General features: G+C 62.9%; 16 protein-coding genes. 10 read left to right on the top strand and 6 right to left on the bottom strand.

Features of this window, described 5'->3' with window-relative positions:
- The first annotated feature begins 197 nt into the window (after positions 1 to 197).
- The 8 genes from VZC39_RS07395 (at position 198) to VZC39_RS07360 (ending at position 9,967) form a co-directional block, all read left to right on the top strand.
- The gene (locus VZC39_RS07395; protein WP_434667110.1) at positions 198 to 1,235 is read left to right on the top strand and encodes an AI-2E family transporter; all 1,038 of its coding nucleotides are present in this window, start codon (positions 198 to 200) and stop codon (positions 1,233 to 1,235) included.
- 3 nt (positions 1,236 to 1,238) lie between these two features.
- Positions 1,239 to 2,762, top strand: a complete 1,524-nt coding sequence (locus VZC39_RS07390) for an efflux transporter outer membrane subunit (protein ID WP_434667107.1) — start codon at positions 1,239 to 1,241, stop codon at positions 2,760 to 2,762.
- Entirely contained in the window at positions 2,755 to 3,846 is a 1,092-nt protein-coding gene (locus tag VZC39_RS07385; protein WP_349921746.1) for an HlyD family secretion protein, read from the top strand. The genes VZC39_RS07390 and VZC39_RS07385 overlap by 8 nt, the downstream gene beginning before the upstream one ends.
- A gap of 7 nt (positions 3,847 to 3,853) precedes the next feature.
- Positions 3,854 to 4,882, top strand: coding sequence for a hypothetical protein (locus tag VZC39_RS07380; RefSeq protein ID WP_349921745.1), 1,029 nt, complete (start codon positions 3,854 to 3,856; stop codon positions 4,880 to 4,882).
- A gap of 1 nt (position 4,883) precedes the next feature.
- Positions 4,884 to 5,303 carry an ion channel gene (locus VZC39_RS07375; RefSeq protein ID WP_349921744.1) on the top strand — a complete coding sequence of 140 codons (420 nt, stop codon included), beginning with the start codon at positions 4,884 to 4,886 and terminating at the stop codon, positions 5,301 to 5,303.
- A 152-nt stretch (positions 5,304 to 5,455) separates the two neighbouring features.
- On the top strand, positions 5,456 to 8,392 hold the full coding sequence (locus VZC39_RS07370; protein ID WP_349921743.1) for a putative bifunctional diguanylate cyclase/phosphodiesterase: 2,937 nt from the start codon (positions 5,456 to 5,458) through the stop codon (positions 8,390 to 8,392).
- 76 nt (positions 8,393 to 8,468) lie between these two features.
- Positions 8,469 to 9,248 (top strand): pyruvate formate lyase 1-activating protein, encoded by a 780-nt coding sequence (gene pflA / locus VZC39_RS07365; protein ID WP_434667101.1) that lies wholly within the window; start codon positions 8,469 to 8,471, stop codon positions 9,246 to 9,248.
- A gap of 77 nt (positions 9,249 to 9,325) precedes the next feature.
- A complete protein-coding gene (locus VZC39_RS07360) occupies positions 9,326 to 9,967 on the top strand; it encodes an energy-coupling factor ABC transporter permease (protein WP_349921741.1) in 642 nt (213 codons plus the stop codon).
- Positions 9,968 to 10,038: 71 nt separating this feature from the next.
- Here VZC39_RS07360 and VZC39_RS07355 read toward each other — a convergent pair whose 3' ends face one another.
- The 4 genes from VZC39_RS07355 to VZC39_RS07340 form a co-directional block, all read right to left on the bottom strand.
- Complete coding sequence (locus VZC39_RS07355; protein WP_349921740.1) at positions 10,039 to 10,731, bottom strand: ABC transporter permease; 693 nt, start codon at positions 10,729 to 10,731, stop codon at positions 10,039 to 10,041.
- 3 nt (positions 10,732 to 10,734) lie between these two features.
- Positions 10,735 to 11,475: an ABC transporter permease gene (locus tag VZC39_RS07350; protein ID WP_349921739.1), complete on the bottom strand. Its 741-nt coding sequence runs from the start codon at positions 11,473 to 11,475 to the stop codon at positions 10,735 to 10,737.
- A 223-nt stretch (positions 11,476 to 11,698) separates the two neighbouring features.
- Positions 11,699 to 12,472 carry an ABC transporter substrate-binding protein gene (locus VZC39_RS07345; protein ID WP_100859508.1) on the bottom strand — a complete coding sequence of 258 codons (774 nt, stop codon included), beginning with the start codon at positions 12,470 to 12,472 and terminating at the stop codon, positions 11,699 to 11,701.
- A gap of 64 nt (positions 12,473 to 12,536) precedes the next feature.
- Positions 12,537 to 13,307: an ABC transporter ATP-binding protein gene (locus VZC39_RS07340; RefSeq protein ID WP_349921738.1), complete on the bottom strand. Its 771-nt coding sequence runs from the start codon at positions 13,305 to 13,307 to the stop codon at positions 12,537 to 12,539.
- A gap of 534 nt (positions 13,308 to 13,841) precedes the next feature.
- Here VZC39_RS07340 and VZC39_RS07335 point away from each other — a divergent pair.
- Positions 13,842 to 14,744: a lysine exporter LysO family protein gene (locus VZC39_RS07335; protein ID WP_349921737.1), complete on the top strand. Its 903-nt coding sequence runs from the start codon at positions 13,842 to 13,844 to the stop codon at positions 14,742 to 14,744.
- A gap of 95 nt (positions 14,745 to 14,839) precedes the next feature.
- Here VZC39_RS07335 and iadA read toward each other — a convergent pair whose 3' ends face one another.
- Positions 14,840 to 15,970 carry a beta-aspartyl-peptidase gene (gene iadA, locus VZC39_RS07330; RefSeq protein WP_434667093.1) on the bottom strand — a complete coding sequence of 377 codons (1,131 nt, stop codon included), beginning with the start codon at positions 15,968 to 15,970 and terminating at the stop codon, positions 14,840 to 14,842.
- A 164-nt stretch (positions 15,971 to 16,134) separates the two neighbouring features.
- On the opposite strand from iadA, the gene VZC39_RS07325 reads away from it, so the two are divergent.
- Entirely contained in the window at positions 16,135 to 16,740 is a 606-nt protein-coding gene (locus VZC39_RS07325; RefSeq protein ID WP_434667090.1) for an ACP phosphodiesterase, read from the top strand.
- Positions 16,741 to 16,778: 38 nt separating this feature from the next.
- Here VZC39_RS07325 and VZC39_RS07320 read toward each other — a convergent pair whose 3' ends face one another.
- A complete protein-coding gene (locus VZC39_RS07320) occupies positions 16,779 to 17,840 on the bottom strand; it encodes a linear amide C-N hydrolase (protein ID WP_434667087.1) in 1,062 nt (353 codons plus the stop codon).
- Between the last annotated feature and the right edge of the window lie 135 nt (positions 17,841 to 17,975).

Raw genomic sequence — 17,975 nt, 5'->3', positions numbered from 1 at the left:
CGGGTATGCAGCAATGCCAAGACGAACCCAATTATTGAACTCAGGTTCATTTATTACTGCATCACAGTATCCCCGTTGGCCCGGCTTTTTTGTCGGGCCAACATCGTTATGTGCTCACTACCTGCCGGAGTCATACCAGAATGGAAAATAACGATCTCGTCATAGTCGAAAAAAGGCTGGTGACCCGATTCCTGGATATGTTTATCAAGTTCGGGCTTATCCTGGGTCTGGCCTCCTTCTGCTTTACCGTCTTCTCCCCCTTCATGAACATGATGCTGTGGGGTCTTATCCTGGCGGTGACCCTCTATCCGCTCCATCAGCGCTTCGCCGCCCGCCTCGGTGGCAAGCAGGGTCGCGCCTCCACCTTGCTGGTGCTGCTGGGCATCGTGCTCATCGTCGTTCCCACCATCGCCATGGTCAGCTCCCTGGGTGACAGTGTCAGCTCCCTGGTTCACAAGGTGGAGAACAACACCCTGACCATACCCGCGCCCTCCGACAGCATCGCCGCCATTCCGCTGGTGGGCGAGAAGCTGCACGCCTTCTGGCTGAAGGCCTCGGTGGACTTGCCGAGCCTCATCAAGAGCTACCAGCCCCAGCTTGGCGACATTGCCAAGCAGGTCGTCGGCATGCTGGCCAGCATGGGGGGCGGTCTGCTGGGCTTCGTCGCCTCCTTCATCGTCGCCGGCATCATCATGGCCTGGGGGGCACCGGGCGCCGTCAGCGCCACCCGCATCGCCATTCGCTTCACCGATGAAAACAAGGGGATCGCCCTCATCAAGCTGTGCTCCAGCACCATCAGGGCGGTGGCACAGGGGGTCATCGGCGTGGCCTTCATCCAGGCGCTGCTGGCGGGCATCATCATGTCTCTCGCGGGGATCCCGGCGGTGGGCATCTTCTTCGTGCTGGCGCTGATCCTCGGCATCGCCCAGGTGCCCGTCATCCTGGTCACGGGGCCGGTGATTGCCTACATGTGGATGGCCGGGGATCACGGCACCGTCGTCAACATCGTCTATACCGTGCTGCTGGTCATCGCCGGCATGGCGGACAACGTGCTCAAGCCGTTGTTGCTCGGCCGCGGGGTGGACGCCCCCATGCCCGTGGTGCTGCTCGGCGCCCTCGGTGGCATGGCCACCAACGGCATCCTCGGCATGTTCATCGGTGCCACCATGCTCTCCATCGGCTATCGCATCTTCATGGCCTGGGTCAACGAAGGTCAGCCCGGCGTGAAGCAATAACCCATGGTCGTCGTTCATCATGCCATGCGCCCCCTCTTCGCAGGGGGCGCATGCCTGTTTCTGAGTGCCTGCACCCTGCTTGGCCCCGACTATCAGACTCCCCAAGTCACCGAGCTGGCAGGCTGGCAAAACGCCAGTCAGGGGCAGCGTGTCGCCACCGCGACTGACTACCGGCAATGGTGGGCGCAGTTGCACGATCCCGTGCTCAGCGCCCTGATCGAGGAGGCCCTTCGCAACAACCCGGATGTGCGCATCGCGGGTCTGCGGATCCTCGAGGCCCAGGCCCAGCTCGGCATCGCCGAGAGCCTGCTCGGCCCGCAGGCCACGGTCGGTACCGGGGAGTTCCTGCAGGCCGGCCGGAGCCGGGATGGTCACAGCAGCGCAGGCAGCAACTATGGCGCGGGGTTCAACCTCGGCTGGGAGCTCGATTTCTGGGGCAAGTTCCGGCGCGGGATCGAATCGGCGGATGCCAACTACTTCGCGACCTTGGCGCAATACGACGATGTGCAGGTGCTGATGATTGCCCAGGTCGCCCAGCTCTACGTGAGCATCAGAACCGTCGAGGCCAGGCTCCAGATAGCCCATGACAACGCCCGCCTCCAGCGCCGCAGCCTGGAGATCACCGAGCGGCTGTTCAAGAGCGGCAACAGCGCCGAGCTGGATGTGCAACAGGCCAGAACCCAGTATCTGGGCACCCTCTCCGGCATACCGCAACTGCAGACCAGTTTGCGCCAAAGCCAGAACGCCCTCTCGACCCTGCTGGCCCGCACGCCGGGCCCCCTGCCCGAGATGGGCGCAGGGACGGGGCAGATCCCCCGGGGTCAGCTCGCCCTGGTCGCCGAACTGCCTGCCGACTTGCTGCGCCGCCGCCCCGATGTGCGGGTCGCCGAGCGGCAGCTGGCCGCCCAGTCGGCCCTCATCGGAGTGGCCGAGAGCGAGCTCTACCCCTCCATCACCCTGCTCGGCACCCTGGGGGTCAGCGCCACCGGTGGCAGCAGCGGCACCTACTCCTGGGCTGTGGGTCCGTCGCTCAGCTGGAACCTGCTGGATCAGGGGCGCCTCGGCAATCAGGTACTGGTGCAGGATGCCCGCTTCCAGCAGCTTCATGAACGCTATCGCGACACCCTGTTCAAGGCAGCCAGGGAGGTGGATGATGCAGCCATCGCCTACGCCAATGGCCAGGACGAAATTGCCCTGCTGACCCAGACGGGGGCCGCGGCACGGCGCTCTCTGGACATCGCCAACACCCAGTACCGGGAAGGCATGGCCGACTTTCAGCGGGTGCTCGACTCCCAGCGCGCCCTGTTCAGCCAGCAGGAACGGCTGGTCAACAGCCAGGGCGCCCGCATGCGCGACCTCATCACCCTCTACAAGGCCCTGGGTGGCGGCTGGGAGCAGGGGCGATCCCGCCCCCTGGTAACGCCCGCCGTCGAAGCCCAGTTGCGCAAGCGCGCCGACTGGGCCCCCTTGCTCGACCAGGTCCAGCCGCCAGCCCCCTCTTCCCAGAAGGTAAGTGCCCATGACTGACAACACTCCCCCCGGCAAGGCCAGCCGCAACGCCACCCTGGGGCTGCTCGGGCTCATCGCCCTGCTGCTCGGCTGGTATCTGCTGGCCGACCGGCTGACCCCTTACAGCTCCCAGGCCCGGGTACAGGCCTTCGTGGTCCCGATCGCCGCCGAAGTGGCCGGCCAGATCCAGCGGGTCCATGTGCGCGACAACCAGGACGTGGCGGCCGGGGATCCCCTGTTCGAGATAGATCCCGAACCCTATGAGATCGCCCTGGCCAAGGCACGCTCCGACTACCAGACGGTGCTGAGCGGCGTCAAGGCGGGCAACGAGGGGGTCAAGGCGGCCGAGGCGGCCCTGATGGCCATGCGCGCCGCCTATGACAATGCCGCCAAGGATGCCGCCCGCCAGGAGCGGCTCTATCGGGAGGATCCGGGGGCCATCTCGGTACGCCGTCTCGAGGTCGCCCAGGCCAGCCGGGAGACCGCCAAGAGCCAGGTGGCGGCGGCCGAAGCCGACGTGCGCCGCGCCATCGAAGCCGCCGGCGCCAGCGGCGATGACAACTCCCAGTTGCTCAGCGCCCGCTCGGCGGTCCACAAGGCCGAGCTGGATCGCGCCAACACCCGGGTGGTGGCGCCAGGGCGCGGCCTCATCACGGATCTTCGCACGGACAGCGGTCAGTTCATCGGTGCCGGTGCCCCGGCCATGACCCTGATCGCCATCCACGACGTCTGGATCTCGGCGGATCTGACGGAGAACAACCTCGGCAACGTCCAGCCCGGCGACAGGGTCGCCATCTTGCTGGACAGCCTGCCCGGTCGCCTGTTTGAAGGGGAAGTGCGCAGCATCGGCTACGGGGTGAGCGATGGCAAGAGCCAGCCCGCCGGCACCCTGCCGAGCGTGGACAACAACCGGGACTGGCTGCGGCAGGCCCAGCGCTTCCCGGTCAAGGTCGCCTTCAAGGAGGGGGATCTGCCACCGGCCGACGGGCTGCGGGTCGGTGGCCAGGCCGATGTCATGATCTATGCCGCCGACAATGGCCTGATGAACCTGCTGGGGGGGCTCTACATCCGGTTGATGAGCCTCTGCTCCTTCCTCTACTAGGTGGTCTATGCATAACGCCGACAGGGCAATCCTTCGCATCGGCACCGGCATCGCACTGGCGGCGGGGCTCTGCTACGGACTCGCCCTGCCCATGCCCCACCTTGGACTCATCATGGCCTGGGTGGTGTTGTGCCGCCCGGGAGACCCCCTGTGCTTACAGAAGGGATTGGTGGGTGGCCTTTTGCTGATGGTCGTGATGATGGGGGGCGTGCTGCTGGTGCCCCTGCTGACCCACTACGCCCCGGCGGCCGTGCTGCTCGTCACCCTGCTGCTCTATTTGCTGATGCTGCAGGGGATGGCGGGCAAGGGGGTGGCCTCCATGCTGCTCATCATGGCCATCACGGTGATCCCGGTGGCCGGCCTCATCGAGCAGCGACTTGCCATCGCCATCGCCCAGATGATGGCGGTGGGGATCCTGGTGGGGGCCCTGGTCAACGCCCTGGCTCATCGCCTGTTTCCACCCATACCGGCGACAGAGTCCGCCCCAAGGCCCAGGCCCGCCTCCCCGGAGCATCCAGAGCGGCTGGCGCTGCGCGCTGTCATCATAGTGCTGCCGGTCTGGCTGCTGGCCCTCGGCAATCCCGCCTTCTACATTCCCGCCGTGATGAAGACGGTGGCCCTGGGCCAGCAGAGCAGCGCCCTCAGCGCCAAAGCGGCGGGCAAGGAGTTGTTGGGCTCGACCCTGATGGGGGCCCTGCTGGCCTTTGCGCTCTGGATGGGGCTCGGCATCTGGCCGTCATTGCTGATGTTGATGCTGATGCTGGCCCTGATGACCCTCTGGCTGGCGCGGCGACTGCTGGGGCTGACACCGACCCGCTTCCCGCCCTCGTTCTGGAGCAATGCCTGGATCACGGCGATCATTTTGTTCGGCCCGGCCATCGAAGACAGCGCGGCGGGCAAGGATGTCTGGCTCGCGGCGGCGATGCGCTGCGGCCTCTATCTGTTGGTGGCTGGCTACGGCTGGTGCTGTATCTGGCTGTTCGAGCAGCGGTGGCCGGTCGGCCGCCCCCTGGCAGAGCAACCCGTTGGAGAGTGATATGTTGACCATCTTTCTGGTCGGGATCCCGGTGATCCTGGCCAACATGCTGCTGCAATCCCTGGTATCGGTCTGGTGCATCCGCTTCTATTTCAGACGCTTTGGCGAGCGGGAAGGCATCGTCGCCGGGGTGTTGGCGCTGTTTGGCATCATCACTCTGGTGATGCTGGGCAACCTGGCCCAGATCGCCATCTGGGGGGGGCTCTTCCTCTGGCTGGGGGAGTTCTCCACCCTGCACGACGCCGTCTATCACTCCGCGGTCAACTTCGCCACCCTGGGTTACGGGGATATCGTCATGAGCCCGCAATGGCGACTGCTGGGGCCACTGGAGGCGGTCAACGGCGCCCTGATGATTGGCCTCTCCGGTGCCTGCATGCTGGCGGTGCTGCAGCATCATGTCCGCAAGCAATTTCCGAGATAACGCGAAGCGGCGGGGCCACATCACCTCCCCCTGATTTTCAGCCCCGCCAGGGCGGCAGAGTGCGTCCTGCATCACGCCAACAAAATGTTGTTTGACGCGGTTTTGCAGTATTCTTGCCATCCGACCGTTTCCCAACAGGACAGTGCCCGTTCATGTCGTCTACCGCGCTCAGTCATCTCCCGACCGCCAGCCCGGCGCCGCTGTTCTTTCGCCTGGACACCCGCAGCCAGCGGCTGGTGGCCCTGACCGATGTGATGCAGACGCCCCTTCACTGGCTCGATGAGCCCAGAGACGCCTGGCCCGCCCAGTTGCCCGAGGCCTTGCGCCTGCCCATAGAGCAAAAACTGGCCAGCGGCCAGGGCGGCAGACTATTAGTTCGCTTCGCCGACCTGCAGTGGAATATTTCACTATCCCATGAGCAAGATGCCTTCTGGTTAATCTGCCTGCAGACCCAGCGCCAGGACAGCGTGGCCAGCCTCGCCCTGCAGCTGCCACGTCTGAGCCAGATGGCCAGCCAACGGCAATATGCCCCCATGCTGGAGAGCCTCAAGGAGTGCCTCGGCGCCGACCGGCTCATCCTCTGGCATTATCAGGCCAACGGCCCCCTCGGCAGCGAGCAGCTGACCCCTGTCTTCACACTGGGGGTGGATTCGCTTGCCCCCATCCGGGGAGACAGCCGCTACATCCGCGCCCTGCGTACCCGCGGCGCCTTGAGTTTCTCCGAGGCCGCCCACCAGCCCATGCTGGGGCAGCACTACTATCTGGGGGAGGCCAATGTCTGCTCTCGCCTGGACGGCGCCCTGCTGGAGCAGGAGAAGCTCATCGGCGTCCTCAGTCTCGAATACCTGGAGTCGACCCTGCCCGGCGAAGAGGCGCTGCAACTGGTGCGACACTGCGCCCAGTTGCTCGGCCACTGGCAACCCGAGCCGGTGATGACCGAGGCCCCCACCCTGACCCCGCCTGCGGATCTCGCCCTCAAGACGGGACACGACTATTGCCGGGCCTTGCTCCACTGGGCCATGGGTATCAGCGGTGCCCGCATCGGCTGGCTCGCCGAGTTCCAACCCCGCGGTCAGGAGCTCTGGATCATCCCGCGCTGCACCCTGGAAGGAGAAACCTTCTCCACCGTCAAACCCCTGCGGCTGGAAGCCGGCCCCGGACTCGAGATCTTCCGTCACGGCCAGGCCCTCTACATCGACGATCTGCCCCAGCGCTACCCGCAGGCCGAGCAGCTCAACGCCCTCAAGGCCAGGGGTTACATCGGCATCCCCCTCTCCAGTCAGCCGGGAGACCCCTTCGGCCAGCTCACCCTGCTGCTCGATGAGCCCATCGCAGATCCCATCCCCGTGCTCGATATCCTGAGCGGCCAGCGGGCGCGGGCCGCCATCGAGTTGCAGCGCCTCGCCACCGATGTGGCCCTGCGCCTGGCGGAAGTCGCCTTCAACACCCATGACGGCCTGCTGGTGATGGATCAGGACGGCATCATCCTCAAGGTCAATGACTCCTTCACCCGCGTCACCGGGTTCGAGGGGGATGAGATGATAGGCCTGCACATCACCAAGCTGCGCCCGACCTACTATGGGGACAGCCTGAAAGCGGACGTCACCACCGCCGTCAACAACGAGGGTTACTGGCTTGGGGAGGAGCAGTGCCTGCACAAGAGCGGGCACCTCTTCCCGGTTCGGCTCATGGTGACCGGGGTCAAGGAAGAGGAGGAGATCAGCCATTTCGTCTGCAGCTTCCACGACATCAGCAGCGAGAAGGAGGCGGCCCACCATATCGAGCGCCTGGCCTACTACGACGATCTCTGCGATCTCTACAACCGGCGCAGCCTGAACGACATCATGCAGCGCACCCTGCAACACCCGACCGGGCAATGGGGCGCCCTGCTGCTGCTGGATCTGGATAACTTCAAGTCGGTCAATGACTCCCTCGGCCACGCCTGTGGCGATCTGCTGCTCCAGGCCGTGGTGATCAGACTCAAGTCCCTGCCCCAGGAGAATCTGGTGCTGGCCCGCACCTCGGGGGATGAGTTTGCCCTGCTGTTTACCGCCCTCGGCCAGGGGTATGTGACCGCCAAGATCCTGGCGGAGCACTTCGCCCGCGAGCTGATGGGGATGTTCCGCAACCCCTTCGATGTGGGGGATCACAAGCTGCACTGCAGCGCCTCGGTGGGGATCAGCCTCTTCAGCGACGAGGACAAGGATCACCTCGTCCTGATGCAACAGGCCGATACCGCCGCCCACATGGCCAAGCGGGCCGGCCAGGGCAACTATGTCTTCTTCAGCGAAGCCATGGCGGAGAAGGAGAAAAGCAAGCTGGCCCTGAACAACCAGCTGCGGGACGCCCTTCGCAACAACGAACTGGTGCTGCACTACCAACCTCAATACCGGGTCGACAATGGCAGTCTCTCCGGGGTGGAGGCCCTGGTGCGCTGGCAGAAGAGCGATGGCACCATGGTGCCGCCCGGCGACTTCATTCCGGTCGCCGAGGAGACCACGCTCATTCAGGAGATCGGCTACTGGGTGATGAAGACCGCCTGCGCCCAATACAGTTTCTGGCTCAACAACGGCCTCGCCATTCCTCACCTGTCGGTCAACGTCAGCGCTCGTCAATTCCACACCACCGGCTTCGTGCAGCAGGTGGAATATATATTGCGCGACACCGGGGTGCCCCCTTCCCGCCTGCTGCTGGAAGTGACCGAGTCCGTGGTGCTGGAAAACCGGCTGGAGAGTATTGCCCGGATCCGCCAACTGAAAGCCCTCGGCATCCTCATCTCCATCGATGATTTTGGCACCGGCTACTCCTCCCTCGCCTATTTGCGCGATTTGCCCGCCGATGAGGTCAAACTGGACAGGAGCTTCATCCAGACGCTGGTGCACAGCGAACAGGACAGGGCCATCGTCAAGGCCATCCTGGATTTGGCCAAGGTGTTTCGCTTCACCGTGACCGCCGAGGGGGTGGAGGATGAAGAGCAGCTTGGCGTCCTCAAGGGGCTGGGGTGCCAGCACTATCAAGGCTTCCTGACCAGCCGCCCCCTGTCGGTCAAGGCGCTGGAGAGTCTGCTCGGTGCGAGCCCCCTGGGCTAAACAGGTAGGATTTATAGGGCCTTTTGTAATAAAATAACGACCTGCTCGCCCCCAGCACGAACTATTGGAGTCGTCTATGTCAGTCACAAACCGGATCCCGGCCATCAGCAGCACCGACGTTATTGGCCGTATCCATTCCGTTGAGACCTGCGGCACCGTCGATGGCCCCGGCATCCGCTTCATCGTGTTCATGCAAGGCTGCCTGATGCGCTGCAAGTATTGTCACAACCGGGACACCTGGGACACCCAGGGCGGTCGCGAGGTGACGGTGCCCGAACTGATGAAGGATCTCACCAGCTATCGCCACTTCATGAATGCCTCCGGCGGTGGCGTCACCGCCTCCGGTGGGGAAGCCATGCTGCAACAGGAGTTCATCGCCGAGCTGTTCAGCGCCTGCAAGGCACAAGGGATCCACACCTGTCTCGACACCAACGGTTTCGTGCGCCACTACGATGAATTGCTCGACCGGGTGCTGGACAACACCGATCTGGTGCTGCTCGACATCAAGCAGATCAACGACGAGAAGCACATTCCCCTCACCCACGTCAGCAACAAATACACCCTGGAATTTGCCCGCTACCTGGCGGCCAGGGGCCAGACCATGTGGATCCGCTACGTGGTGGTGCCCACCTGGTCCGACGATGACGAGAGTGCCGAGGGGCTCGGCCAGTTCATCGCCGAGTTGGGAGAGTGCGTGGAGAAGGTGGAGCTGTTGCCCTACCACGAGCTTGGCAAGCACAAATGGGACGTGCTGGGCGATCACTATGATCTCACCGGGATCAAGCCCCCCAGCAAGGAGATCATGGACAGGGTCCAGGCCATCCTTGGCAAGTACCACCCCAACGTCAAATATTGATGACAAAGGGCTGGCCCTCTCGGGTCAGCCCTTTTCTTCAGCCGCCCCCTCCCTCGTCACAGGCCAAGGACGCTGCCATGACTGACGGACAAGTCGCCGCCCTGCTGCTCTGGCTGGTACTGCTCGCCTTCAGCCTGAATGGCCCGCTGCTGCGCACCCTCCATGCCAACCCCCTCTATCAGCATCTTTGCCTCGGCAGCGCCATCGCCCTGATCCCCCTCTGGGTGCTGCGGGCGGGATTGCACGAGGGGCTCGAGATCCATTTTCTCGGCCTGACCGCCCTGACCCTGCTGCTGGGCTGGCGCCTCGCCCTGCTGGCACCCAGCCTCACCCTGCTGATCCTCGGCTGCTTCGGCGTCACGGACTTGGCAGACTTTGGCTGGCAGGCGCTGCTTGGCATCGCCCTGCCGGTCGCCACCAGCTGGCTGCTCTTTCTGGCGAGCTGGGCCTGGCTGCCCCGCCACCTGTTTGTCTACCTGTTCGTGGCCGCCTTCCTCGGCGGTGCGCTCGCCATCTCGGTCAAGGTGATCGCCAGCGCCCTCTGGATGGGGTTGGATGGCCGATACGGCTGGCAAACCATCAGCAGCGACTATCTCTCCATCTGGCCGCTGCTGCTCTTCCCCGAGGCCCTGCTCAACGGCATGGCCATGACCCTGCTCGCCGTCTACCGCCCCCATTGGGTCAATACCTTCTTCGATCGGGAATATCTGGGGCGCTGAGCCATCATCCTGGAAACATGAACAAAAAAGCCCGCGATTGCGGGCTTTGTTGTTCATGGCCTTTGCATCCGCTACACGCTGCGGGGGCGCAGGTGGGCATGCCAGCGGGCTTCCCACTTCTTGAACAGCCAGACGATGACGAAGGTCAGCAGCATGTAGAGCAGGCCTGCAGTCAGGAAGGCCTCGAACGGGCTGTAGTAGCGGGAGTTGATGATCCGCGCCGCGCCGGTGAGATCGACGATGGTGACGATGCCCGCCACCGCCGAGCCCTGCAGCATGAAGATCACCTCGTTGCTGTAGGCGGGCAACGCACGGCGGAAGGAGTTCGGCAGGATGATGCGGGTGAGGGTCTGCCAGCGGGTCATGCCAAAGGCATTGGCCGCTTCAATCTGTCCCTTGGGCATGTTCATCACGGCCCCACGCACGATCTCGGCGGTATAGGCACCGGTGTTCAGGGTGAACGCCAGCAAGGCGCAGAACCAGGCCTGGGCGAACAGATCCCAGGCGATGCTGTTTCTGAGCCACTCCCACTGGGCGGCGCCGTAGTAGATGATGAACAGTTGCACCAGCAGCGGGGTGCCACGGAAGAAGTAGATATAGGCCCAGATCGGCCCCTTGATCAGCCAGTTGCGGCTGTTGCGCAAGATGCCGAGAGGAATGGCCAGCGCCAACCCGAGTGCAAGGGAGCCCGCCACCAGCAATACCGTGGTGTAGAGCCCCTGCCAGTAGGTGGGCCACTCCTTGAGGATGATTGAGAAGTCCATGGCTTACCTCGTTTTGATGGCGTAGTGACGTTCGGCCCACTTGAGCGCCGAGGTGGAGACGGCGGTGAAGACCAGGAAGATCAGCGCCACGGCCATGTAGAAGGTGAAGGGCAACTGGGTCGAACCCGCCGCCAGCGACGCCTTGCGCACCATGTCATCGAGCCCGATGATGGAGACCAGCGCCGTGGTCTTGAGCAGCACCAGCCAGTTGTTGCCAAAGCCCGGCAGGGCGTGGCGCATCATCTGGGGGAAGAGGATCCGCACAAACACCTGGCGAGCCCGCATGCCGAAGGCGCGAGCGGCCTCGAGCTCTCCCTTGTCCACCGCCAGGATGGCACCGCGGAAGGTTTCGGTCATGTAGGCGCCGAAGATGAAGCCGATGGTGGCGACCCCGGCCGCAAAGGGACTGATGTCGATGTAATCCGGCAGCAAGGAGACCCATTCCTGGTTCGGATTGCTCGCCAGCAGATAGTTGTTGTAGCTCTCGTTGACCCAGGTGCAGAAGTTGTTGATGAGCACCTGGCCGCCGAAGAACAGCAGCATCATCAGCACCAGATCAGGTATGCCGCGAATGAGGGTGGTGTAGCCGGCGGCTATTCCGCGCGCCCAGCGGTAGGGAGAGAGCTTTGCCAGCGCCCCCAGCATGCCGAGTAGCAGGGCCAGCAGCAGGGAGGCGAGCGCCACTTCCAGGGTGACCCAGGCCCCCTCCAGCAGGGAGGCTTCGTATCCTTTCAAGTCAAACATATGCGGCTCCATCGCCATTGAGTGGGCTCAATCAGCAGCTTCATATCCTTGTCAGATCCATGTCATGCCACCCGTCGCGTCGTGTTCGACGAGGCCGGCATTGTCAAATCAACCAGATACAGCTTCATTGCAATCAAGTAGGCCCGCCACTCCCGGCGGGAGCCAACGGGCCTGATGACGACTGGCGGTAGCCCCATCGACGGGACCACCACCCGAATGGTCGTTATTCGCCGTAGACGTCGAAGTCGAAGTACTTGTCGTTGATCGCCTTGTACTTGCCATTCGCACGCAGTGCCAGGATGGCAGCGTTGAATTTCTCTTTCAGATCCTTGTCAGCCTTGCGCACCGCAATGCCGGCACCCTCGCCAAACCACTTGGGATCGGTCAGTTTCGGGCCGACGAACTCGAAGGCATCGCCCCCTTCTTTCTTCAGCAAGCCGTCGCTGATGGCGGCAGAATCGGCCATCACGTAGTCAACCCGGCCGGATTTCAAGTCGAGATAGGCCTCGTCGGCAGTGCCGTAGCGCTTGATGGTGGCATTGGGGAAGTTGTCGGTGATGTAGGTATCCATGGAGGTGGCGCGCTGCACGGCGATGGTCTTGCCATCCATGAAGGCTTTCTCCAGTTTCACCTCGGTGCCCTTCTTGGCTGCGAAGCGGGCCGGAATGTGCTGGTACTTCTGGGTGAAGTCCACCTTCTTCTTGCGCTCTTCGGTGATGTCCATGGTGGCGATGATGGCGTCATATTTGCGCGACAGCAGCGCCGGGATGATGCCATCCCAGTCCTGTTTGATCAGGGTACACTTGACCTTCATCTCTTCGCACAGGGCGTTGGCGATGTCGATGTCAAAGCCTTTCACCTCGCCGCTCGGCTCGGTCCAGGAGAAGGGGGGGTAGGCACCCTCAACCCCGATCCGCACCTCTTTCCACTCCTTGGCCATCAGGCTGCCGGAAGACAGGGCGGTCACAATGGCAGTCGCCAGCATCAGCTTGTTCATGTATCTCTCCTTGATAAACACGTCGATCGTTGAAAGTGCAGCTTGTTGAAAATAACGCCCGCCATCAATAGATGGAGGAGATGAATTGTTTGAATCGCTCAGACTTGGGGTGGGCAAAAATCTCCTTGGGATTGCCCTCCTCCTCCACCCGCCCCTGATGCAGGAACATCACCTTGTTCGATACATCCCGGGCAAATGACATCTCGTGGGTCACCACCAGCATGGTGCGCCCCTCCTCGGCCAGCTCGCGCATCAGGCCGAGTACCTCCCCCACCAGTTCAGGATCGAGCGCCGAGGTGGGCTCGTCGAACAGCATCACATCGGGGTCCACCGCCAGCGCACGGGCAATGGCCGCACGCTGCTGCTGGCCGCCGGAGAGGTGGCCGGGGTAATAGTCACGGCGCTCCCAGAGTCCCACCCGGTTGAGCAGATGCTCCGCCTTGGCGATGGCCTCGGCACGGGGCACCTTGAGCACCTGGATGGGGACTTCGATGATGTTTTGCATGATGGTCATGTGGGACCAGAGATTGAAGCTCTGAAACACCATGGCCAGCCGGCTGCGGATCCGCTCCACCTGGCGCATGTCCTCCGGCAGGCGTTCACCAGCGCGATTGCTCTTCATGCGAATGAGTTCACCGTGCAGAGAGACGGTACCGGCCGAGGGGGTTTCCAATAAATTGATGCAGCGCAGAAAGGTCGACTTCCCAGAACCCGAGGAGCCGATCAGGGAGATGACATCCCCCTTGTGGGCGGTCATATCGATGCCCTTGAGCACTTCGTGGGTGCCAAAATACTTGTGCAGATCACGAACTTCCAGTGCGGCGACGTCGCTCATCCATTACAACCTTGTCTGTCCCTAGACGCCCCGTTGGGCGTGACTCAAACCATCGTCCATTTAACAAATCGTTAACCGATGGCAACCTCCAGCGAAAATATCACTCAGGTAGTCAAAAAACAATACAGAACCGAGGTATTTGGTGTTTTATCTGTATTTTTATTGGTCATTAACGGTTTTTTCAGCAGTTTGTCTGCATAAAATCCGAGTTTTGTCATGCGCCGAATACCGCATTTTTATACCCCCAATGCACGAGTGGCAAGAAAATTTCGCGATCAGGTCGAAATCACGACCAGAACAACTTTATTCACCACCCTTGCGCTCTGCCATCTGGCACTTTTCGAAGGATGAAATTGATTTTACTGACGATGACGTTGCCAGAATGTGACTACTTTTCCATTCGAGACTACCCAGAAATCACAACAATATGGTAAAAAAGCCTCGCATGAGCCGCTCAAACCACTGGATTTGTGACCCTTGTGCAATAAGAAGTGATAGTGTGTCGTTTTTCCAAGTTTTGTGACCGAGGCCCCAATGTTGCTGAATGTGTTGCTGATCCTGCTGCCGCTCGTGATCGGCTATCTTGTCCCCCTCTCTTCCGCTCGGCTCATCAGGCTGGTCAACCAATCCCTCGGCAAGATGGTCTACCTTATCCTGTTCCTGATGGGGCTGGGGCTCGCCTATGTGGAGAACCTCGGCACCAACCTGGGAGTGATCTTCAAGGTGGCGGCCATCATGCTCGGGGCCATCACCGTCTGCAATCTGCTGGCGCTCTGGTGGCTGGACAGGCGCAGCCCGCCGACCCACGAGGCTAGCGACGGCAAGATGCCGAGCAAGTGGCACCTGCTGTGGGAATCACTGCAGCTCTGCTTCGTGGTGCTGGCGGGGGTCGGGCTCGGCCTGCTGGTAGACTTGCGCGCCCTGCCCATCGACCGCTTAAGCGAGTGGGCGCTGATGCTGTTGTTGCTGCTCATCGGCATCCAGATGCGCAACTCCGGCATGCGGCTGCGCCAGATCCTCCTCAATCCCTGGGGCATGAAGATAGCCGCCACCGTGATCTTGAGCAGCTGGGTCGGCAGCCTGCTGGCAGCCCAACTGCTGGCCATGCCCTGGAGTCACGCCCTGGCGCTCGCCTCCAGCTTCGGCTGGTATTCCCTCTCCGGCATCCTGGTGGCGGACAAGCTCGGGCCGGTGCTCGGCTCCGCCGCCTTCATCAATGATCTCGGTCGCGAACTCATCGCCATCCTCATCATTCCTGTGCTGATGCGCCGCCACCCCTCCGCCGCCATCGGCTATGGGGGCGCCACGGCACTGGACTTCACCCTGCCGGTGATCCAGAAGTCAGGGGGTATCCAGGTGGTGCCGGTGGCCATCGTTTCTGGCTTTATTCTGAGTCTGCTCGGCCCCATCCTGATCCTGGGTTTCCTGGCTATCTGACCTCGTCCTCCTCTCTCCTGCGAAAAAGCCCGGCATCGCTGCCGGGCTTTTTACTTCTTTAAAAGACGGGGGCATGACGGGCGCAGCGCCCCGAGTCACACTCGCCACTGACCGGCGCTCATCACCCATCTGATGGCCATGGTTTCCGGGTCTACCAGCAGCAGATCCGCATCCTTGCCAGGAGCGATCACTCCCTTGCCTGCAAGACCGAGCGCCCTCGCCGGATTCACCGTCACGACCCCGAGAGCCGTCTCCCACGCCACGCCCAGCGCCCGCGCCTTGACGCACGCCTGCCACAGGCTGCCAATCTGGCCGCAGCGCAGCTCGATGAGCCGCCCTTCGCCATCGAAGCGCGGCAGACTGGCGTTGGCATCCGAGCTGAAACTGATGCGATCGGCTGACACACCGGCGGCCAGCAGTTCCACCAGCGCATCCGCCGCCAGCCGCTCCCCATCCTCCAGCAGGTCGGGGAAGCTCGACGTGGTGAGATCGACCCAGCCTCCCACCTTGCCCCAGTCGATGGCTTCGGCAAACAGCCAGGGGTTGCGGTTGCAGTGGGTCGGATAGAGCTGGCGCAGCGGGATGTCGGTGTTATCGCGCAGGGCTCTGAGCGGCGCCAGGGCACCCTTGCCATCCCCCAGATGAAAGAAGCTGACTCCGCTCTTGCCCGACAGCAGCCCCGCCACCCGCGCCTCGCTCACCAGCCGGGCCAGCTCGTCATGGGTGGGCGCGCTGGAGCGGTGATCGCTGATGGCGACCTCCCCCACCCCCAACACCTCGGGGATCAGCATGATGTCGGACTCCACCGAATCGGTGAGAGTCTTGACCGGCAGATGGTAGGAGCCGGTGTACATGAAGGCGCTTACCCCGGCGGCGTTGAATTCGCGCACCTTGCCGAGCACCTGGGATGGGCTCCGGGTCAGGCTGTCGGTACCCAGCGCCGCCACCAGGGTGGTGACGCCCGCCTGCAGGGCTTCTCCCGCCGCCAGCTCGGGGGTGCGAAAACCAAAGCCCCCCTCACCGCCACCGCCGGTGATATGGGCCAAGGGATCCACCAAGCCCGGCACCAGATAGTGGCCACGGCCATCCACCCGTACCAGCGGCCAGTTGGCGGGCACATCCAGCCCTTTGCCTGCCCAGGCGATGCGGCCATCGGCCACCAGCAGATCCTGCTGGCCAAGATAATGGGGACTGTAGATCTCGGCACCTTCGATCAGGGTCAACATGGGGTCACTCCTTGCGAAACATTGTCTGGAAGCCGGCGAGGCGGGAAGCGTCATTAACCCACCTTTGGCACGCCAGGGGAAGGGCTCATGTCGTATTGCCCATAGGCAAAGCCGCGCGGATCCGCTAGGCTCACCTGCAATCTTCGCTGGTCGATATCGCTCCCATGAACTATCTGGCTCACCTGCACCTGGCCGCCCACACCCAGAGCTCCCTCACCGGCAACCTGCTGGGGGATTTCGTCAAGGGCTCGCTCCCGAGCCAGCTCGGGCCCGAACTGGACGAGGGGATCTGGCTGCACCGCAAGATAGATGCCTTCACCGATGCCCACCCCGAACACAGGGCCGCGGTCGCCCGCTTCGAGGCCCCCTGGCGCCGCTTCGGCGGCATCTTGGTGGACATGCTCTATGACCACTGGCTCTGCCGACACTGGTCCCGCTACGCCAGCCTCCCTCAACCCGATTTTCTGCGGGAGAGCTATGGCCGTCTGCTGGCCGATGATGCGCGCCTGCCCCAGGGCTTGCCCCTGCCCCTCAGACGGATGGCGGAGCAGGACTGGATAGCGTCGTACCACCACAAGGAAGGGCTGGCCCAGGCCCTCGACGGTATCGGACGCCGGTTGCGCCGGCCCCTGCCCCTCGGGGAGGCGCTCCTCACCCTGGATGCGGCGCAGTGGCGGGCCAGTGAGCAGGGCTTTCTGCGCTTCTACCCCGAGTTGATGGCCGCCAGCGAGCAGCAGCTGGCAGCCTATCGGCGGGGCGAGCACCCATAAAAAAACGCCCCAATGGGCGTTTTTTATCTGCGTGCGATTCAGATCGCAGGCTGGAAGACAAACGGCTTGCTGGCCACAAACTTCTCCGCGGTCTCTCCCGCATAGAGCTGCCCCTCGGTCAGCCCCAGCTTCTTCACCGCGGCCCCTCCCTTGAGATCCAGCTTGTCCATGCTCACCCAGAAGGTGTTGGGCAGGTTGGTCAGCTCGAAGAAGTAGCGGCGATGCTGCTGATCCGCCACGCTGCGCCACAATGTGGTGGAGATGTTGGGCTGATCCGGCGTGCTGATCCCCATGGGAACGGAGACATTGCGCATCACGCTCATCACCCCGGCCACCCCCTGCTCCATCTTGCTGGTCTTGGGCAGGGTCTTGATGTAGAAGGAGGCCCGCGCGAAGCGATCCGCCGAACGGTTGGTGCCGGGCAACATGGTCAGCCCCCCGATCTCTTCCCAGTAGTCGTTGAGGGCCAGCTGCTTGTCGAAGGTGGGGGAGTTGGTCATCACCTGATAGCTGCGGTCGTGATGGATCTGCAACTTGCCGCCCACATACTGGAAGATGGCCGAGTCACCGCTCGCATCCGAGAGGGAGAGGTGCAACTGGGCCGGTCGCCCATCCGGCGTCATGCCGGTCATCACGTAGAATTCATCCTTCGCGAGCGCCGTCACCGCCTCGTCCACGGTGGCGAAGTTGTCCAGCACATACTGGGCCCAGAGGGAGATGGAGAGGGTCTTGCGCTTGTCTGCGGCGCTCGGGGTCACATATTCCGATTCGGTCAGATAGAGCAGGTTCGCCACCAGCCCCCGCTCGTTCATGCCATCCGCCGTGCCCGCATCAAACCCCGCCGCCACCACGGAGCCATAGCGTGCCTGCCATTTCAGCGAATTGGGGCCAGCGGCGCCGTCCCGGCTGATGCCCCGTGGCAGCGACCAGAGGTTGGTGGGCATGGCGGTGCGCCAGTCCATGGTGCGCCCCGTGACGATGAGGCCATCCTCCCCCTGATAGAGGGCGCGGGTGCAGGCCTGCGCCGCGCCACCGACCGAGCAGGCCAGCGCCAGGGTCAACAGGGAGTGTCGAAAGAGAGGAGCAAGTTGGATTGTCATAGAGGTCTCGCAGATCGGGGCCAGGGGCACCCGACTCATCAGGTCATCCCGTGGATGACGTTCAGGAGCCTGATCAATACAGAGGGCAGTCAAGCTCCAGCCGAGGCTTTATTTTATCACCATACCTCTTTGGAG

It is taken from the genome of Aeromonas sp. NJAU223 (genome assembly GCF_051125555.1).
Classification (GTDB): domain Bacteria; phylum Pseudomonadota; class Gammaproteobacteria; order Enterobacterales; family Aeromonadaceae; genus Aeromonas; species Aeromonas veronii_G.
Note: the sequence above shows the minus strand (reverse complement) of the source record. Positions and strands in the feature narration are given on the sequence as shown.

What these genes read in the sequence shown, in the direction of transcription:
- VZC39_RS07395 (WP_434667110.1), top strand. Translation starts at nt 198, where the DNA reads ATGTTTATCAAGTTCGGGCTTATCCTGGGTCTGGCCTCCTTCTGCTTT.
- VZC39_RS07390 (WP_434667107.1), top strand. Translation starts at nt 1,239, where the DNA reads ATGGTCGTCGTTCATCATGCCATGCGCCCCCTCTTCGCAGGGGGCGCA.
- VZC39_RS07385 (WP_349921746.1), top strand. Translation starts at nt 2,755, where the DNA reads ATGACTGACAACACTCCCCCCGGCAAGGCCAGCCGCAACGCCACCCTG.
- VZC39_RS07380 (WP_349921745.1), top strand. Translation starts at nt 3,854, where the DNA reads ATGCATAACGCCGACAGGGCAATCCTTCGCATCGGCACCGGCATCGCA.
- VZC39_RS07375 (WP_349921744.1), top strand. Translation starts at nt 4,884, where the DNA reads ATGTTGACCATCTTTCTGGTCGGGATCCCGGTGATCCTGGCCAACATG.
- VZC39_RS07370 (WP_349921743.1), top strand. Translation starts at nt 5,456, where the DNA reads ATGTCGTCTACCGCGCTCAGTCATCTCCCGACCGCCAGCCCGGCGCCG.
- pflA (WP_434667101.1), top strand. Translation starts at nt 8,469, where the DNA reads ATGTCAGTCACAAACCGGATCCCGGCCATCAGCAGCACCGACGTTATT.
- VZC39_RS07360 (WP_349921741.1), top strand. Translation starts at nt 9,326, where the DNA reads ATGACTGACGGACAAGTCGCCGCCCTGCTGCTCTGGCTGGTACTGCTC.
- VZC39_RS07355 (WP_349921740.1), bottom strand. Translation starts at nt 10,731, where the DNA reads ATGGACTTCTCAATCATCCTCAAGGAGTGGCCCACCTACTGGCAGGGG.
- VZC39_RS07350 (WP_349921739.1), bottom strand. Translation starts at nt 11,475, where the DNA reads ATGTTTGACTTGAAAGGATACGAAGCCTCCCTGCTGGAGGGGGCCTGG.
- VZC39_RS07345 (WP_100859508.1), bottom strand. Translation starts at nt 12,472, where the DNA reads ATGAACAAGCTGATGCTGGCGACTGCCATTGTGACCGCCCTGTCTTCC.
- VZC39_RS07340 (WP_349921738.1), bottom strand. Translation starts at nt 13,307, where the DNA reads ATGAGCGACGTCGCCGCACTGGAAGTTCGTGATCTGCACAAGTATTTT.
- VZC39_RS07335 (WP_349921737.1), top strand. Translation starts at nt 13,842, where the DNA reads ATGTTGCTGAATGTGTTGCTGATCCTGCTGCCGCTCGTGATCGGCTAT.
- iadA (WP_434667093.1), bottom strand. Translation starts at nt 15,970, where the DNA reads ATGTTGACCCTGATCGAAGGTGCCGAGATCTACAGTCCCCATTATCTT.
- VZC39_RS07325 (WP_434667090.1), top strand. Translation starts at nt 16,135, where the DNA reads ATGAACTATCTGGCTCACCTGCACCTGGCCGCCCACACCCAGAGCTCC.
- VZC39_RS07320 (WP_434667087.1), bottom strand. Translation starts at nt 17,840, where the DNA reads ATGACAATCCAACTTGCTCCTCTCTTTCGACACTCCCTGTTGACCCTG.